Raw genomic sequence first — 16,748 nt, forward strand, 5'->3', positions numbered from 1 at the left:
CCCATGCGCCCGCTTAGTGCCAGGTCATCCAGGCCACGCAGTCAGGCATTGAGCCGGACACGCGGCAGCTGGATCAGCCTGTTCGCCATGCTGATGATCTTTATCGGTCCGCTGATTTCCCAGTCGATGCCGATGGATTCGCGCGCCATGTCGATGAGCATGCCGGCGGATATGAGCATGGACATGTCGGCAATGGAGCATGCCGACCACGGCAAGCAAACCTCCGCCGAGCATTGCCCGCCTGCCCCGGGGCACCATGTGCTGTGGGAAAAGTGCGGCTATTGCAGCCTGCTGTTCAATTGCCCGGCGCTGACCGGCGGCGTGTCCTTCGCCAACTTCATCATTCCACCCATCAACACCTTCACCACGCCTTCTCCACGCCTGGGCCACGCCCGGCAAACCTTCTTCCCCGGCGCCCGCACCCGCGCCCCGCCTGCCGTCGCGTAAACACCCACCTCCGATCTCACACGGTCCGCAAGACAACCCAAGCATCCGGTGGGAGCGGGCTTGCTCGCGAAGAGAGAGTGTCAGTCAACGCAGATGTCGCCTGGCACACCGCTTTCGCGAGCAAGCCCGCTCCCACAGGGACAGCTTCAGGCTGCCGGCCGTGTCGTTTACGACTGTTCGATGGAAATTTCATGTCCAGGTTTTCTGCTGACACAGGCTTGAGTCCAACCCAAGTCTCCATAACCCAAAACGAATCCGGCATTCGTTTCAGGCACGCCACTGCGATTTTGTGCAGTGCATTGCTGGCGCCTTCCGCGCTGGCCGATGAACACGCCGGTCACACTGAAGAACTGAGCCCGACGGTGATTACCGCCGTTGCCCCCAGCTCGCCATTGACCATCGTCACCAACCCCAAGGACCCGCGCCAACCGGTGCCGGCCAGCGACGGCTCGGATTATCTGAAAACCATTCCCGGTTTCGCCCAGGTGCGCAACGGCGGCACCAACGGCGACCCGGTGCTGCGCGGCATGTTCGGCTCGCGGCTGAACATCCTCACCAACGGCGGCATGATGCTCGGCGCCTGCCCGGGCCGGATGGACGCGCCGACCTCCTACATTTCGCCGGAAACCTACGACAAGCTGACCGTGATCAAAGGCCCGCAAACCGTGCTCTGGGGACCAGGCGCGTCGGCCGGCACCATCCTGTTCGAGCGCGAGCCGGAACACTTCGGCGAGCTCGGCACACGGGTCAACGCCAGTGTGCTGGCCGGCTCCAACGGGCGCTTCGACAAACTGGTGGACGCCGCTGCCGGCGGACCACTGGGCTACGTGCGGGTAATCGGCAACACCGCACATGCAGACGACTATCAGGATGGCAACAACGACACCGTCCCATCGCGCTACGACAAATGGAACGGCGACGTCGCACTCGGCTGGACCCCGGATGCCGATACCTTGCTGGAGCTGACCGCCGGCAAAGGTGACGGTGAGGCGCGCTACGCCGGGCGCAGCATGGACGGTTCGCAGTTTCTGCGCGAAAGCCTCGGCCTGCGCTTCGAGAAATCCAACATCGGCGATGTGCTGGATACGGTCGAGGCGCAGGTCTACTACAACTACGCCGACCACGTGATGGACAACTACACCCTGCGCACGCCGTCCGGTACCGGCATGATGGCCGGTCCCATGGCCTCCAACGTCGACCGCCGCACCCTCGGCGCACGGATCAAGGCCACCTGGCGCTGGGCTGATGTGCAGCTGATCAGCGGCATCGACGCACAGACCAACGAACATCGCCAGCGCAGCGCCATGGGCATCGACACCTACAAGGACCTGCCCTATACCAAGGATGCCGACTTCCATAACTACGGTGTGTTCGGCGAAGTGACCTGGTACGCCGCCGACCGTGACCGCTTGATCAGCGGCGCACGCCTGGACCGCGCCTCGGCCAAGGACTATCGGCAGACCATCGGCTCGGGAATGATGACCCGCCCGAATCCGACCGCCGACGACACCCGCGCCGACACCCTGCCAAGCGGCTTCATCCGCTACGAGCATGACCTGGCCGACAGCCCGACCACCTTGTACGCGGGCCTCGGTCACACCCAGCGGTTCCCGGATTACTGGGAGCTGTTTTCGCCCAACTCCGGCCCCGCCGGTTCGGTGAATGCCTTCGATTCGATCAAGCCGGAAAAAACCACCCAGCTCGATTTCGGCCTGCAATACAAGACCGGAGCACTCGAAGCCTGGGCCTCGGGTTACGTCGGGCAGGTGCGCGATTACATCCTGTTCAACTACACCCCGACGATGATGGGCACGACCTCGCAAGCCGAGAACATCGATGCACGAATCATGGGCGGCGAACTGGGCGCCGCGTACACACTCACTGAACACTGGAAAGCCGACGCGACCCTGGCCTACGCCTGGGGCAAGAACAGCAGCGATGGCTCTGCATTGCCGCAGATGCCGCCGCTGGACACCCGTTTCGGCCTGACCTACAGCGAAGACAACTGGAGTGCCGGCGCACTGTGGAGAGTGGTCGCCGCACAAAACCGCATCGACCAGAACAAGGGCAACGTAGTCGGCAAGGACTTCGGCAAGACGCCGGGGTTCGGCGTGTTCTCCCTCAACGGTGCCTATCGGATCAACAGCCACTGGAAGGTCAGCAGCGGCGTCGACAACCTGTTTGGCAAGGCTTACGCCGAGCACTTGAACCTGGCCGGCAACGCAGGTTTCGGCTACCCCGCCAATGACCCGCAAGCCATCAAGGAGCCGGGGCGCACGCTCTGGACCAAGGTGGACATGAGTTTCTAACCCTTGAGGGCCCCGCTCCCTCTGTGGGAGCGGGCTTGCCCGCGATCGGTTGCGCAGCAACCGCAAAACAAACAACTAAAAGATCCAGCCAAGCGGAGCACACGTGATGAAACAGCCCAAAGTGAACTTCTACAACCTGGCCTGGCGCTGGCATTTCTATGCCGGATTGTTCGTTGCGCCATTCATGGTGATGCTGGCCCTGACCGGCACCATTTACCTGTTCAAGCCGCAACTCGATTCGCTGATGTACAGCAGCCTGCTCAACGTACCGGCCGGTCATCACACTGTCCCGGCCGACGATCTGCTCAAGCGGGTAAAAGATGCGTATCCCCAAGCGACGATCAAACAGTACCTGCCACCGGTCAATGCCGAACGCAGCGCTCAGTTTGTCGTGCTCAACGACGGCAACGAGCTGAACGTTTTTGTCGATCCGTACCAAGGCGACATCCTCGGCGAGCAAGACGCCAAGAAGAACCTGCAAGCCATTGCGCGCGCGATTCACGGCGAGCTGATGATCGGCACCGTCGGCGACCGGCTGATCGAACTGGCCGCCGGTTGGGGTGTGGTGCTGGTGGTGTCCGGGGTATTCCTGTGGTGGCCGCGCGGTCAGGCCGCCGGCATTCTGTGGCCACGCCTGAGCAGTCGCGGGCGGGTGCTTTGGCGTGACTTGCATGCCGTCACCGGATTCTGGGGCGCCTCCCTGCTGCTGGTGATGCTGCTCAGCGGCATGACCTGGACCGGCTTCTGGGGCCAGCAATACGCGGCCGTGTGGAACGTCTTTCCGGCGGCAATGTGGGACAACGTGCCGAAGTCCGACGTCGAGGCGCGCAGCCTCAACAGCGCCACCCGCCAGACCGTGCCCTGGGCCATGGAAAACACGCCGATGCCCATGTCCGGCGACCACGCCGAGCACATGGCCCACGATGGCGCGCAAGCCGGCCCGGCCGCACCGACCATCAGCCTGCAGGACGTGCAAAACATCGCCACCCAAAGCAAGGTCGAGCCTGGCTACAGCATCACCTTGCCAACGACCGCCACCGGTGTGTTCACCATCGCCGTGTTCGCCGATGACCCGCGCAATGACGCCACGTTGCACATCGACCAGTACACCGGCAAGGTCCTTGCCGATGTGCGTTACGAGCAATATGGCACCGTCGCCCGCGCCACGGAAATCGGCGTGATGCTGCACGAAGGCAAGATGTTCGGCACCCTCAATCAGATCATCGTGTTGCTGATCTGCCTGATGATCCTGCTCAGCGCGGTCAGCGGCGTGGTGATCTGGTGGAAGCGTCGTCCGCAAGGAAAACTCGGCGTACCGCCGCTGCGCCACGACCTGCCGAAATGGAAAACCGCCATGGTGATCATGTTCGCTCTCGCGGTGGCCTTCCCGTTGGTGGGTGCTTCGCTGGTGGTGGTGTGGGTGCTGGATCGTGTGCTGCTGTCGCGTTTTACCCGGCAGACTGAGAGCGCCTCATCTTCATCATGAAACAGCTGAGATGCGCGGGGCGCAAGGGGCTGTAAACTGCCCCGCGCGTCACCCTCTCGTATTCAGGGTGTCCTTTCGGGCCTCTTCGCGAGCAAGCCCGCTCCCACAGGATTTGCACAATACCTGTGGGAGCGGGCTTGCTCGCGAAGAGGCCATCAGCTTCACCTCAAGAGTAACGGCATGACCTCGCTGCACCTCACCAACCTCACCTGGTCCCCACTGGGCCACGGCCATTGTCACCACCAATTCCAGCTGCGTGATGCCTCCGTGCACGTCGCCGCCGGTGAGTTCGTCGGGTTGATCGGCCCCAACGGCAGTGGCAAGACCAGCCTGTTGCGTTGTGCCTGGCGCTTCAGTAAACCGGAGCACGGCGAGGTCAGGCTCGATCACCAGAATGTCTGGAAACAGTCTTCACGCTGGTGTGCGCAACGCATCGCCGTGGTCTTGCAGGAGTTCCCCGACGCCTTCGGCCTGACCGTCGAGGAGGTGGTCGCCATGGGCCGCACGCCGCACAAAGGACTGTTCGATGGCGACACGCTTGAGGACTCGACACTCATTCATCAGGCACTGGAGTCCGTCGGCCTCAAGGGCTTCGACGACCATGAGTTCGCCACCCTCTCAGGCGGTGAAAAACAGCGGGTAATCCTCGCCCGCGCCCTGGCCCAGCAACCGCAACTGCTGATCCTCGACGAGCCGACCAACCACCTCGACCCACGCTATCAGCTTGAGCTGTTGAAGTTGGTCAGGCGCTTGAACATCGGCACCCTGGCGAGCATCCACGACCTCAACCTGGCGGCGGCTTTTTGTGATCGGCTGTACGTGATCAACCATGGCCGCATCGTCGCCAGCGGCACGCCGCAAGAGGTGCTCACCGCCGCTCTGCTGCGCAACGTGTTTGGCGTCGAAGCGCTTATCGATGACCATCCGCTGCACGGCTACCCACGAATCACCTGGATAACCCAACCATGAATTTGCGTTCCCTGCTGCGCTCCGGCCTCTGCCTCGTGATGCTGTCGGGCTGCGGCCAAGCCTTGGCCGAAGCCACCCACTACCCGCTGACAGTCAAAAGCTGCAACCGCGAAGTGACCTTCACGCAAGCACCGCAACACGCCCTCAGCCACGACATCAACATGACCCAGATGATGCTCGCCCTCGGCCTCAAGCCACGAATGGCCGGCTACAGCGGCGTCAGTGGCTGGAAGGCCGTGACACCCGACATGCAGTCGCTGCTCGACGGTCTGCCGGAACTGGCGGCCAAGTACCCGTCGGTGGAAACCCTGCTCGATGCCAACGTCGATTTCCTCTTCGCCGGTTGGGACTACGGCATGCGCGTCGGCGGCGATCTCACTCCGCAAACCCTGCAGCCGCTGGGCATCAACGTGTATGAGCTGAGCGAATCCTGCGCCTTCGTGATGAAGCGCCCACCGGCCAGCCTCGAAGACACCTACAACGACCTGCGCAACCTCGGCAGGATCTTCGACGTGCAGGACCGCGCCAACGCCCTGGTCGCCCACATGCAGGCGCAAGTGGCGGACATTCGCAAAACCCTGCCCGCGCAAAGACCGCGGGTCTTCCTGTACGACAGCGGCGAAGACCGGGCCATGACCTCAGGCCGACTGGGCATGCCGCAAGCACTGATTGACGCCGCTGGCGGGCGCAACATCCTCGAGGATGTCGACGCAAGCTGGACCCGGGTCAACTGGGAAAGCGTGGTCGAACACAACCCGCAGGTGATCGTGATCGTCGACTACAGCGAAATCACCGCCGAACAGAAGATTCAGTTCCTGCTGGCCAACAAGGCCCTGCAATCGGTGGAAGCGATCAAGCAGCGGCGCTTCATCGTCATTCCTTACGTGCAGGCCACGCCGGGGATCGATAACGTGCTGGCGGTCGCTACATTGGCCAAGGGTTTCCACGGCGAATGATCAACCGTCGCTACGCCTTGTTGCTGATCGTCCTCGGTGCCCTGTTGCTGGTGTCTTGCGTAGTGTCCCTGGGTTTCGGCCCGGCGCGGGTACCGCTGGACGTGGTGTGGCGCATTCTGTTGCACAAACTGTTCGGCTTCGGTGTGCCGGACTGGAGCCCCGGGCAGGAGCATATCGTCTGGCTGATCCGCGTCCCGCGCATGCTGCTCGGCGCACTGGTGGGCGCCGGGTTGGCTTTGATCGGCGCGGTGCTGCAAGCGGTGACGCGCAATCCGCTGGCTGATCCGCATTTACTCGGCGTCACCTCCGGCGCGACGTTGGGCGCGGTGATCGTGGTGTTGCATGTCGGAGAAATCGTTGGCCTGCTGACCTTGCCGATCGCCGCCTTCATCGGTGCATTGCTGAGCATGCTGGTAGTGCTGATGATCGCCAGCCGCCACGGTCGCCTCGACAGTGACCGTCTGCTGTTGTGCGGCGTGGCGGTGTCGTTCGTGATGATGGCGATCGCCAATTTGTTGCTGTTCCTGGGCGACCATCGAGCCAGTTCCGCGGTGATGTTCTGGATGCTCGGCGGACTTGGGCTGGCGCGCTGGGAATTGCTGGCGGTTCCGACCGCCAGTGTGTTGTTCGGGCTGGTGTTGCTGCTGGGCATGGCGCGACCGTTGAATGCGCTGATGGCCGGCGAGCAGACGGCAGTGACCCTGGGCCTGAATGCGCGCACCGTGCGCTTGCGGGTATTTCTGATTGCATCGCTGATGACCGGGGTGCTGGTGTCGATCAGCGGCTCGATCGGTTTTGTCGGGCTGATGGTGCCGCACATCGCGCGGCGTCTGGTCGGGGCTGAACACCGAAGAGTGCTGCCGGTGTGCGTGTTGCTTGGCAGCGTGTTTCTGGTCTGGGTCGACGTTGCTGCCCGGACGATGATCGCGCCCGAAGACTTGCCCATCGGGGTGGCCACGGCGGCGATTGGCGGGTTGTTCTTCATCGGCTTGATGCGACGTCGTTAACGCCATGTTTAATTAAAACAAACTTCAAAACTGCAGGTATGCCTGGAAAAACCTCGTATTGAGTTCGCACTTAACAAATCCATTACCACGCTCATACTCCGCTCCCGCGAGTTGAATAATAAAAAATACTCGCGCACTTCAATGACGATTATTCCTACATCTTAATCGTCACAACTCTTACAAGAGCGGAAAGAGGTAAGCATGTTCAAAAAACTCATCATATCCATCGCACTTGTCTCAACGCCTGCATGGGCCACCAAGCCCCCCTTTACTGGCGTTGACTACAGCGGCCGATATCAATGCACCGGAATGGACAGCCATATCGGTGCGTTTGAAGGTGTGGTCGACATGAAATTCAATGCCGAACAAAGTACCGGCGAACATGGCGCCTACGGTTTTACCCTGACGTTGCCCGGCAACTCCCTGTATGACGGTTTTGCCGCCGCCAACTCGAGTTCCCTGGCGATTTACTTTGCCCATACGGATCCGTCGCACAAGGACTACGGTGTTGGGATAGCAAACATCGCTTCCACGCCTGACGGGAAAACTTCATTCACCAAGTACTACTACGGCCCGGAGTACAAAGGTGGCGGACATGGTTTTGAAACCTGCATCAAAAGCTGATCTGATGCACCGCTGACCTTGTGGGAGCGGGCTTGCTCGCGAAAGCGTCAGGTCAGTCGATTACAGTGTCGACTGATCCACCGCTTTCGCGAGCAAGCCCGCTCCCACAATCGATTGTTGTTGCTCACACAATCTGCGCCCCAATCTGGCGCAACGCTTCGCACCAACACGCCTGCCGCGATCCTTCCTGGTGCGTCATCAATCCGCACAACCGCTCTAAAACGCCATTCCCGTACCTTTCCCCGACCGGGCACAGCCCTTGCTAAAGACCCTTCAGTAGTCCGCATCTGCCAACCAAGAAAATTCATAAGTTCATGGAGATCGCACAATGAAGCGTCGCAGTTTGATCAAGGCTTTCACTCTCTCGGCATCCATTGCCGCAATGGGCATGACCTGGACCGTCCAGGCCGCCGAGACCATCAAGGTCGGTATTCTGCATTCGTTGTCCGGGACCATGGCGATCTCCGAAACGTCGTTGAAAGACATGGCGCTGATGACCATCGACGAGATCAACGCCAAGGGCGGCGTGAACGGCAAGATGCTGGAACCGGTGGTGGTCGACCCGGCGTCGAACTGGCCGCTGTTCGCCGAAAAGGGTCGCCAGTTGCTGACCCAGGACAAGGTCGCCGTGGTGTTCGGTTGCTGGACTTCGGTGTCGCGCAAATCGGTTCTGCCGGTGTTCGAAGAGCTCAATGGCCTGCTGTTCTACCCGGTGCAGTACGAAGGCGAAGAAATGTCGCCGAACGTGTTCTACACCGGCGCCGCGCCGAACCAGCAGGCGATCCCTGCCGTTGAATACCTGATGAGCGAAGAAGGCGGCAGCGCCAAGCGCTACTTCCTGCTCGGCACCGACTACGTCTACCCGCGCACCACCAACAAGATCCTGCGTTCGTTCCTGCACTCCAAAGGTGTGGCCGACAAGGACATCGAAGAGGTCTATACCCCGTTCGGTCACAGCGACTACCAGACCATCGTCGCCAACATCAAGAAGTTCTCGGCGGGCGGCAAGACCGCCGTCATCTCCACCGTCAACGGCGACTCCAACGTGCCGTTCTATAAAGAACTGGCCAACCAGGGCCTGAAAGCCACCGACGTTCCGGTCGTGGCGTTCTCGGTCGGCGAAGAAGAACTGCGCGGCATCGACACCAAGCCACTGGTGGGCAACCTCGCCGCGTGGAACTACTTCGAATCGGTCGAGAACCCGGTGAACAAGAAGTTCGTCGACGACTGGAAAGCCTACGCCAAGAAACACAACCTGCCGGGCGCCGACAAAGCGGTGACCAACGACCCGATGGAAGCCACCTATGTCGGCATCCACATGTGGGCGCAAGCCGCCGAAAAAGCCAAATCCACCGACGTCGACAAAGTCCGCGAAGCCCTGGCCGGCCAGACCTTTGCCGCGCCGTCCGGTTACACGCTGACCATGGACAAGACCAATCACCACCTGCACAAGCCGGTGATGATCGGTGAGATCCAGTCCGACGGTCAGTTCAACGTGGTGTGGCAGACCGAAGGACCGATCCGCGCCCAACCGTGGAGCCCATTCATCCAGGGCAACGACAAGAAGCCGGAGTATGCGGTGAAGAGCAACTAAAGCCACAGGATGTCGGGCCCGGGCACTTTGTCTCAGGCCGACACAAATCCCTGTGGGAGCTGGCTTGCCTGCGATGGCATCACTTCGGTGCAGCAGATACATCGAGTCGCCTGCATCGCTGGCAAGCCAGCTCCCACAATGTCCGCGTCAAGGCGACTAACTATGTCCACCGCCCTTTACCGAATTCTTCTGGCTATCGCACTGCTATTACCGATGGCCACCCACGCCGGCGACGCCGAAGACTTCGTCGCCGCCAATCCCGTGCAGCAAGCCAAACTCCTGGAGGCCTGGGCCGCGCAGCCCGATCCGGCCCGTATCGAGTTGATCGATGCCCTGCAGCAAGGCGAACTGACCATCGACGGGCAACCGAAAACCCTGCGCCTGAACAACCGCCTGCGGGGGCTGATCGACTTGGCCATGGCCAGTCATCAGTTGCTCGCCGCCGACGCCAAAATCCGTCTGGCCGCCGCGCAGCAATTGCAGAAGAGTGCCAAACCGGCGCAGTTGAAATTCCTCGACCGGCAACTGGCGGGCGAAACGGATGAAGGCGTCCACGCCGCCCTCAGCCTGGCCCTGGCCAATCTGCAACTGGTCGACGGCGATCCGGCCGTGCGCCTCGCTGCGGTACGCCTTCTCGGTGAAACCGGAGATCCGCTGGCCCGCACCCGCCTCGAAAGCCTGCTGGAGCCGGGCGTTGAGACCGATGCGATGGTGCGCACCGCCGCTGAAACCAGCCTCGCCCAGGTCAAGCGCAAACTGCTGATCGGCGAGATGCTTGGCCAGGCATTTAGCGGCATGTCCCTCGGTTCGATTCTGCTGCTCGCGGCATTGGGCCTTGCGATTACCTTCGGCCTGCTCGGCGTGATCAACATGGCCCACGGCGAGATGCTGATGCTCGGCGCCTACTCGACCTATGTGGTGCAACTGATGTTCCAGCGCTTCGCCCCGCAGGCCATCGAGTTCTATCCATTGATCGCACTACCCGTGGCATTTTTCGTCACCGCCGCCATCGGCATGGCGCTGGAGCGCACGGTGATTCGCCACCTCTATGGTCGCCCGCTGGAAACCCTGCTCGCCACCTGGGGCATCAGCCTGATGCTGATTCAGCTTGTTCGGTTGCTGTTCGGCGCGCAGAACGTCGAAGTGGCCAATCCGGCCTGGCTGTCGGGCGGGATTCAGGTGCTGCCCAATCTTGTGCTGCCCTACAACCGCATCGTCATCATTGCCTTTGCGCTGTTTGTGGTGGTGCTGACCTGGCTGCTGCTGAACAAGACGCGCCTCGGCCTGAACGTGCGAGCGGTCACCCAGAATCGCAACATGGCCGCCTGCTGCGGCGTGCCCACCGGACGCGTGGACATGCTCGCCTTCGGTCTTGGCTCGGGCATCGCCGGCCTCGGTGGCGTGGCCCTGAGCCAGATCGGCAACGTCGGCCCGGACCTCGGCCAGAGCTACATCATCGACTCGTTCCTGGTGGTAGTGCTCGGTGGTGTCGGCCAGTTGGCCGGTAGCGTGCTGGCGGCTTTCGGCTTAGGGATAGCCAACAAGATTCTCGAACCGCAGATCGGTGCGGTGCTCGGCAAGATCCTCATCCTCGCGCTGATCATTCTGTTTATCCAGAAACGTCCGCAAGGCCTCTTCGCACTCAAAGGACGGGTGATCGACTGATGAACCAGCCCCTGCTCGTTACCGCGACCCAAAAAGCCGGCCCCAAAGTCTCGATTGCCATTGGCGCAGTGATCCTCATTGTGCTGCTGGCGTTACCGCTGCTGTCGTTGTTACCAGTGGACAGCACGCTGCATGTTTCAGCCTATACGCTGACGCTGGTGGGCAAGATTCTCTGCTACGCCATCGTCGCCCTGGCGCTCGATCTGGTCTGGGGCTACGCCGGCCTGCTGTCCCTCGGGCACGGCCTGTTCTTCGCCCTCGGCGGCTATGCCATGGGCATGTACCTGATGCGCCAGGCCTCGGGCGATGGCTTGCCGGCGTTCATGACCTTCCTGTCGTGGACTGAAATGCCGTGGTTCTGGACCGGCACCAGCAGCTTCCTCTGGACCCTGTGCCTGGTGGTATTGGCGCCGGGGTTGCTGGCGTTGGTGTTCGGTTTCTTCGCCTTCCGTTCGCGGATCAAGGGCGTGTATTTCTCGATCATGACCCAGGCCCTTACCTTCGCCGGCATGTTGCTGTTTTTCCGCAACGAAACCGGTTTTGGCGGCAACAACGGCTTCACCAACTTCCGCACCATTCTCGGCTTTGGCATCACCGAACCGGGCACCCGCGCGGTGCTTTTTTTCGCCACGGTGTTGTTGCTGGTAGCGAGCCTTTACATCGGCTGGCGCCTGGCACAGAGCAAGTTCGGCCGGGTGCTGACCGCGTTGCGCGATGCGGAAAACCGCCTGATGTTCTGCGGCTACGATCCGCGCGGGTTCAAGTTGTTTGTCTGGGTGCTGAGCGCGGTGTTGTGTGGCCTGGCCGGTGCGCTGTACGTGCCGCAAGTCGGCATCATCAACCCGAGCGAGATGTCGCCGACCAACTCGATCGAAGCCGCCGTATGGGTCGCCCTCGGCGGGCGCGGCACGCTGATCGGTCCGTTGCTCGGTGCTGGCGTGGTCAACGGCATGAAGAGCTGGTTCACCGTGGCCTTCCCCGAATACTGGCTGTTCTTCCTCGGCGCGCTGTTCATCGTCGTGACCCTGTACCTGCCCAAAGGCGTGATCGGTCTGCTGAAGAAAAGAGGTGAATCATGAGAGTCACGGCAACCGCTGAATTCATGCTCGAACCGGCGTTTTTCCCCGTAGAACCCAACAAGGACGCCGGCAGCAGCCGTGACGCCATCGGTCTCGGCCAGCGCGCCGGCAAAGGCCTGAATACGCGCCACGGCACCATCCTGACCCTGGAAGACATCAGCGTCAGCTTCGACGGCTTCAAGGCGCTGAACGATTTGAACCTGTACATCGGCGTCGGCGAACTGCGCTGCATCATCGGCCCCAATGGCGCGGGCAAGACCACGCTGATGGACGTGATCACCGGCAAGACCCGACCCAGCCACGGCAAGGCCTGGTTCGGCGAAACCCTGGACCTGACGCAGATGAGCGAAGTGCAGATCGCCCAGGCCGGCATCGGCCGCAAGTTCCAGAAGCCGACGGTGTTCGAAGCCTTGAGCGTGTTCGAGAACCTGGAACTGGCGCAGAAAACCGACAAGTCGGTGTGGGCCAGCCTGCGGGCGCGCTTGAATGGCGAGCAGAAAGACCGCATCGCTGAAGTGCTGGAAACCATTCGCTTGACCAGCTCGGTCAATCGCCCGGCCGGACTGTTGTCCCACGGCCAGAAGCAGTTCCTCGAGATCGGCATGCTGCTGATGCAGGACCCGCAATTGCTGTTGCTCGATGAACCGGTGGCGGGCATGACCGACGCCGAAACCGAATTCACCGCCGAGCTGTTCAAGCGCCTGGCCGGCAAGCATTCGCTGATGGTCGTGGAACACGACATGGGCTTCGTCGGCTCGATTGCCGACCACGTCACCGTGTTGCATCAGGGCAGCGTGCTGGCCGAAGGCTCACTTGAGCAGGTGCAGGACAACGAGCGGGTGATCGAGGTGTATCTCGGTCGCTGACGCGACAGCTACAAGCTTTCAGCTACATGCGGCAAGTTAAGAGCGAAAAGCGGTCCGGCTTTTTCTTGCAGCTTGTAGCTTGCCGCTTACAACTGCCCGGAGGGCCCTATGCTCCAAGTCGAAAAACTGCACCAGTACTACGGCGGAAGCCACATCCTGCGCGGCCTGACGTTTGACGTGAAGGTCGGCGAAGTCACCTGTCTGCTCGGGCGCAACGGCGTGGGCAAGACCACCCTGCTCAAATGCCTGATGGGCCTGCTGCCGGCCAAAGAAGGCGCGGTCAATTGGGAGGGCACGCCGATCACCACATTCAAACCGCATCAGCGCGTGCATGCCGGCATTGCCTATGTCCCGCAGGGCCGGGAGATCTTCGGCCGCCTGACCGTCGAGGAAAACCTGCTGATGGGCCTTTCGCGTTTTCCCGGCAGCGAAGCGAAGGAAGTGCCTGCGTTTATCTACGAGCTGTTCCCGGTGCTGCTGCAAATGAAACAACGCCGGGGGGGCGACCTGTCCGGCGGCCAGCAACAGCAACTGGCCATCGGTCGCGCACTGGCCAGCCGCCCTCGCCTGCTGATCCTCGACGAGCCCACCGAAGGCATCCAGCCGTCGGTGATCAAGGAGATCGGCGCCGTGATCAAAAAACTCGCGGCCCGGGGCGACATGGCCATTTTGCTGGTGGAGCAGTTCTACGATTTCGCCGCCGAACTGGCTGACCAATACCTGGTGATGTCCCGGGGCGAAATCGTGCAACAGGGGCGTGGTGAAAATATGGAAGCCGAGGGCGTGCGCGGGCTCGTTACCATCTGAGGCGTCACGGTCCGCTTCTTTTGACACGGCACCAATTTGTCGCGCCGAATTTGCGACTGCGCACGCTATTGGTGCATCACAACACTAAACAGCCACCTCCTGCCTGCAATGCCTTGCGGCACAGCCTTTGCAAACATCCTGATGACCTCTCGACAAGCATTGACTATGACTCTTCCGGCTTCAGGCGTTTTGTTCACCCCCAGTTGGCACGCCGAACTGGAGCTGGGCTATGCCCGATTCGACAACACCACACGCCCGGTCCAGCGCCGGCACAAAGGTCCGCTGCGGGTACAAAAACACCTGTATGCCGAAGGGCCGGAAGTCTGCCAGCACATCATCGTCCACCCACCCGGCGGAATTGCCGGCGGCGATCGTCTGGATATTTCGGTCAACGTCGAGGGCAACGCCTGGGCGCAAATCACCAGCCCCGGCGCGGCCAAGTGGTATCGCGCTGCCGGCCCAGCCTTTCAGCAGCTGAATCTGAAGGTGGCGGCCGGTGCGACACTGGAATGGCTGCCCCAGGAGACGATCATTTTCAGTGCGGCCCAGGCTGAACTCAGCACCGCCATCGACCTTGAAGGCGATGCGCGCCTGTTCTACTGGGACGTCGTGGCCCTGGGCCGTCCGGCCAGTGGCGAGCGCTTCGACCTTGGGCATTTCCAGGCACGACTGGATGTGCGCCGCGACGGCCAGTTGCTCTGGCATGAACGTCAGCGCATTGTCGGAGCGGACGGTTTACTTGATTCGCCCATCGGGCTCGACGGGCAACCGGTGTTTGCCACGTTATTGGTGACGGGTGAAATCGATAGCGAACTGCTGGAGCGCTGCCGCTCGCTGCCCAACGACGTGCGCGGGGATTTGACCCAATTGCCGGGGTTGCTGGTTGCACGGTGCCTGGCGAGTGAGGCGTTGTTGGCGCGGGGCTGGCTGATTGATCTGTGGCGATTGCTCAGGCCAGCATTGCTTGGCCGCGAAGCGGTCCCCCCGAGAATATGGAGCACCTGAATATGCATCCCCTGTAGGAGCTGCCGAAGGCTGCGATCTTTTGATCTTGATCTTCAGCGATACGGGAAAAAGATCGCAGCCTTCGGCAGCTCCTACAGTGGTATGGGTTGCAAGATTTAACCTTTTAAACTGCCGATTATGGATGTCTACGATGGACCTGACCCCACGCGAAAAAGACAAGCTGCTGATCTTCACCGCAGGCCTGGTGGCCGAGCGGCGTTTGGCGCGCGGCGTGAAACTCAATTACCCGGAAGCCATGGCCTACATCTCCGCGGCCCTGCTCGAAGGCGCCCGTGACGGCCAGACCGTGGCCGACCTGATGCACTTCGGCACCACCCTGCTGACCCGCGAACAAGTGATGGAAGGCATCCCGGAAATGATCCCGGAAATCCAGGTCGAGGCCACCTTCCCCGACGGCACCAAACTGGTCACCGTCCACCAACCCATCGCCTGAGGCCGCGCCATGACTTACCACATCCGCGATGCCGTGCCTGCCGACTTGCCGGCCATCTGCGACATCTACAACGACGCCGTGCTCAACACCACGGCGATCTGGAATGAACAGGCGGTCGACCTCGGCAACCGCCAGGCCTGGTTCAGCGCCCGGCAATCCCAGGCTTACCCGATTCTGGTGATCGTCGATGGTGAAAACTCGGTACTGGGCTATGCCTCATTCGGTGACTGGCGACCCTTCGACGGTTTCCGCCACACCGTCGAGCACTCGGTCTACGTGCGTAGCGACCAGCGCGGTAACGGCCTCGGCCCACAACTGATGGAAGCGCTGGTCGAACGCGCCAAAGACTGCGGCAAACACGTGATGGTCGCCGCCATCGAAAGCGGTAACGCCGCCTCCATTCGCTTGCATGAGCGCATCGGCTTCGTGATCACCGGGCAAATGCCTCAGGTCGGCACCAAATTCGGCCGCTGGCTGGACCTGACCTTCATGCAACTGACCCTCAACCCCGGCGCGCAACCGCCGAGCGTCAACCAGGAGTAATGCCCGATGAACGCCGCTCAACTGCGACGCGTCAACGTTGAAAGCTTTGCGCACTATCGTCAGGGATTGATTGAGCTGCTGCTCGATGCCGTCGGCTATGGCGCCAGTGTCGGCTTCATGGCCGACCTCGATGCGACCCAGGCCCACGCCTATTTCGATGAGGTCCAGGACAACCTGAACAAGGGCAATCTGTTGCTGTGGGTGGTGGTCAAGGACGAACAGGTGCAGGCCAGCGTGCAATTGGGTTTGTGCCAGAAAGCCAACGGCCTGAACCGCGCCGAAGTGCAGAAGCTGCTGGTGCGCGAACATGCCCGGCGTCGCGGTCTGGGCCAGCAACTGATGAGCGCTCTCGAGGCCGCCGCCCTGCAGCACAAGCGCGGCATGTTGTACCTCGACACCGAGGCCGGTTCGCCCGCCGAAGCCTTCTACCAATCGCTGGGCTATACCCGCGCCGGTGAAATCCCCGACTACGCCTGCGACCCGAGCGGCCGCTACAAGCCGACCGCCCTCTACTACAAGATTCTCCAAGGAGCCCATTGATGATTCCCGGTGAATACCAGATCCAGCCCGGCGACGTCGAACTCAATGTCGGCCGCCGCACGATCAGCCTGAAGGTGGCCAACAGCGGTGACCGGCCGATCCAGGTCGGCTCGCATTATCACTTTTTCGAAACCAACGACGCCCTGGCGTTCGACCGTGCCGCCAGTCGCGGCATGCGCCTGAACATCCCGGCCGGCACGGCGGTGCGTTTCGAACCGGGACAGAGTCGCGAGGTGGAGTTGGTGGATCTGGCGGGGCATCGTCGGGTGTTCGGGTTTGCCGGGCGGATCATGGGCGATCTTGATTAAAGATCAAAAGATCGCAGCCTCGCTTCGCGAGACAGCTCCTACAGAATTCTCCAATGTGATCGCGGCCCCCTGTAGGAGCTGTCGAGCGA

17 protein-coding genes are annotated in these 16,748 nt (G+C 61.5%); all 17 read left to right on the forward strand.

Features of this window, described 5'->3' with window-relative positions:
• Window positions 1-3: 3 nt before the first annotated feature.
• The 17 genes from C9422_RS24665 (at window position 4) to C9422_RS24755 (ending at window position 16,659) form a co-directional block, all read left to right on the forward strand.
• Window positions 4-447: a DUF2946 domain-containing protein gene (locus C9422_RS24665; protein ID WP_116582457.1), complete on the forward strand. Its 444-nt coding sequence runs from the start codon at window positions 4-6 to the stop codon at window positions 445-447.
• 191 nt (window positions 448-638) lie between these two features.
• Window positions 639-2,756 (forward strand): TonB-dependent copper receptor, encoded by a 2,118-nt coding sequence (locus tag C9422_RS24675; protein ID WP_116582458.1) that lies wholly within the window; start codon window positions 639-641, stop codon window positions 2,754-2,756.
• Window positions 2,757-2,862: 106 nt separating this feature from the next.
• The gene (locus tag C9422_RS24680; RefSeq protein WP_116582459.1) at window positions 2,863-4,242 is read left to right on the forward strand and encodes a PepSY domain-containing protein; all 1,380 of its coding nucleotides are present in this window, start codon (window positions 2,863-2,865) and stop codon (window positions 4,240-4,242) included.
• 180 nt (window positions 4,243-4,422) lie between these two features.
• Window positions 4,423-5,211, forward strand: a complete 789-nt coding sequence (locus C9422_RS24685; protein ID WP_116582460.1) for an ABC transporter ATP-binding protein — start codon at window positions 4,423-4,425, stop codon at window positions 5,209-5,211.
• Entirely contained in the window at window positions 5,208-6,167 is a 960-nt protein-coding gene (locus C9422_RS24690; RefSeq protein WP_116582461.1) for an ABC transporter substrate-binding protein, read from the forward strand. Before C9422_RS24685 ends, C9422_RS24690 begins: the two co-directional genes overlap by 4 nt.
• Window positions 6,164-7,174 (forward strand): iron ABC transporter permease, encoded by a 1,011-nt coding sequence (locus C9422_RS24695; protein ID WP_102700446.1) that lies wholly within the window; start codon window positions 6,164-6,166, stop codon window positions 7,172-7,174. Before C9422_RS24690 ends, C9422_RS24695 begins: the two co-directional genes overlap by 4 nt.
• Before the next feature lie 201 nt (window positions 7,175-7,375).
• Window positions 7,376-7,798 carry a hypothetical protein gene (locus C9422_RS24700; RefSeq protein WP_116582462.1) on the forward strand — a complete coding sequence of 141 codons (423 nt, stop codon included), beginning with the start codon at window positions 7,376-7,378 and terminating at the stop codon, window positions 7,796-7,798.
• A 328-nt stretch (window positions 7,799-8,126) separates the two neighbouring features.
• Window positions 8,127-9,392, forward strand: a complete 1,266-nt coding sequence (gene urtA / locus C9422_RS24710) for an urea ABC transporter substrate-binding protein (protein ID WP_007979634.1) — start codon at window positions 8,127-8,129, stop codon at window positions 9,390-9,392.
• Between the two features lie 162 nt (window positions 9,393-9,554).
• Window positions 9,555-11,057: an urea ABC transporter permease subunit UrtB gene (urtB, locus tag C9422_RS24715; RefSeq protein WP_116582463.1), complete on the forward strand. Its 1,503-nt coding sequence runs from the start codon at window positions 9,555-9,557 to the stop codon at window positions 11,055-11,057.
• Window positions 11,057-12,136, forward strand: a complete 1,080-nt coding sequence (gene urtC, locus C9422_RS24720; RefSeq protein WP_102700441.1) for an urea ABC transporter permease subunit UrtC — start codon at window positions 11,057-11,059, stop codon at window positions 12,134-12,136. Before urtB ends, urtC begins: the two co-directional genes overlap by 1 nt.
• Complete coding sequence (gene urtD / locus C9422_RS24725; RefSeq protein WP_116582464.1) at window positions 12,133-13,002, forward strand: urea ABC transporter ATP-binding protein UrtD; 870 nt, start codon at window positions 12,133-12,135, stop codon at window positions 13,000-13,002. Before urtC ends, urtD begins: the two co-directional genes overlap by 4 nt.
• A gap of 108 nt (window positions 13,003-13,110) precedes the next feature.
• Window positions 13,111-13,809: an urea ABC transporter ATP-binding subunit UrtE gene (gene urtE / locus C9422_RS24730; RefSeq protein WP_116582465.1), complete on the forward strand. Its 699-nt coding sequence runs from the start codon at window positions 13,111-13,113 to the stop codon at window positions 13,807-13,809.
• Between the two features lie 165 nt (window positions 13,810-13,974).
• Window positions 13,975-14,814, forward strand: a complete 840-nt coding sequence (locus tag C9422_RS24735; protein ID WP_116582466.1) for an urease accessory protein UreD — start codon at window positions 13,975-13,977, stop codon at window positions 14,812-14,814.
• Between the two features lie 151 nt (window positions 14,815-14,965).
• The gene (locus C9422_RS24740) at window positions 14,966-15,268 is read left to right on the forward strand and encodes an urease subunit gamma (RefSeq protein WP_007945249.1); all 303 of its coding nucleotides are present in this window, start codon (window positions 14,966-14,968) and stop codon (window positions 15,266-15,268) included.
• Window positions 15,269-15,277: 9 nt separating this feature from the next.
• Complete coding sequence (locus C9422_RS24745; protein WP_116582467.1) at window positions 15,278-15,811, forward strand: GNAT family N-acetyltransferase; 534 nt, start codon at window positions 15,278-15,280, stop codon at window positions 15,809-15,811.
• Between the two features lie 6 nt (window positions 15,812-15,817).
• Window positions 15,818-16,351 carry a GNAT family N-acetyltransferase gene (locus C9422_RS24750; protein WP_116582468.1) on the forward strand — a complete coding sequence of 178 codons (534 nt, stop codon included), beginning with the start codon at window positions 15,818-15,820 and terminating at the stop codon, window positions 16,349-16,351.
• Window positions 16,351-16,659 carry an urease subunit beta gene (locus C9422_RS24755; RefSeq protein ID WP_116582469.1) on the forward strand — a complete coding sequence of 103 codons (309 nt, stop codon included), beginning with the start codon at window positions 16,351-16,353 and terminating at the stop codon, window positions 16,657-16,659. Before C9422_RS24750 ends, C9422_RS24755 begins: the two co-directional genes overlap by 1 nt.
• Window positions 16,660-16,748 lie beyond the last annotated feature (89 nt).

Source organism: Pseudomonas sp. B1(2018) (genome assembly GCF_003097365.1).
GTDB lineage: Bacteria > Pseudomonadota > Gammaproteobacteria > Pseudomonadales > Pseudomonadaceae > Aquipseudomonas > Aquipseudomonas laurylsulfatiphila.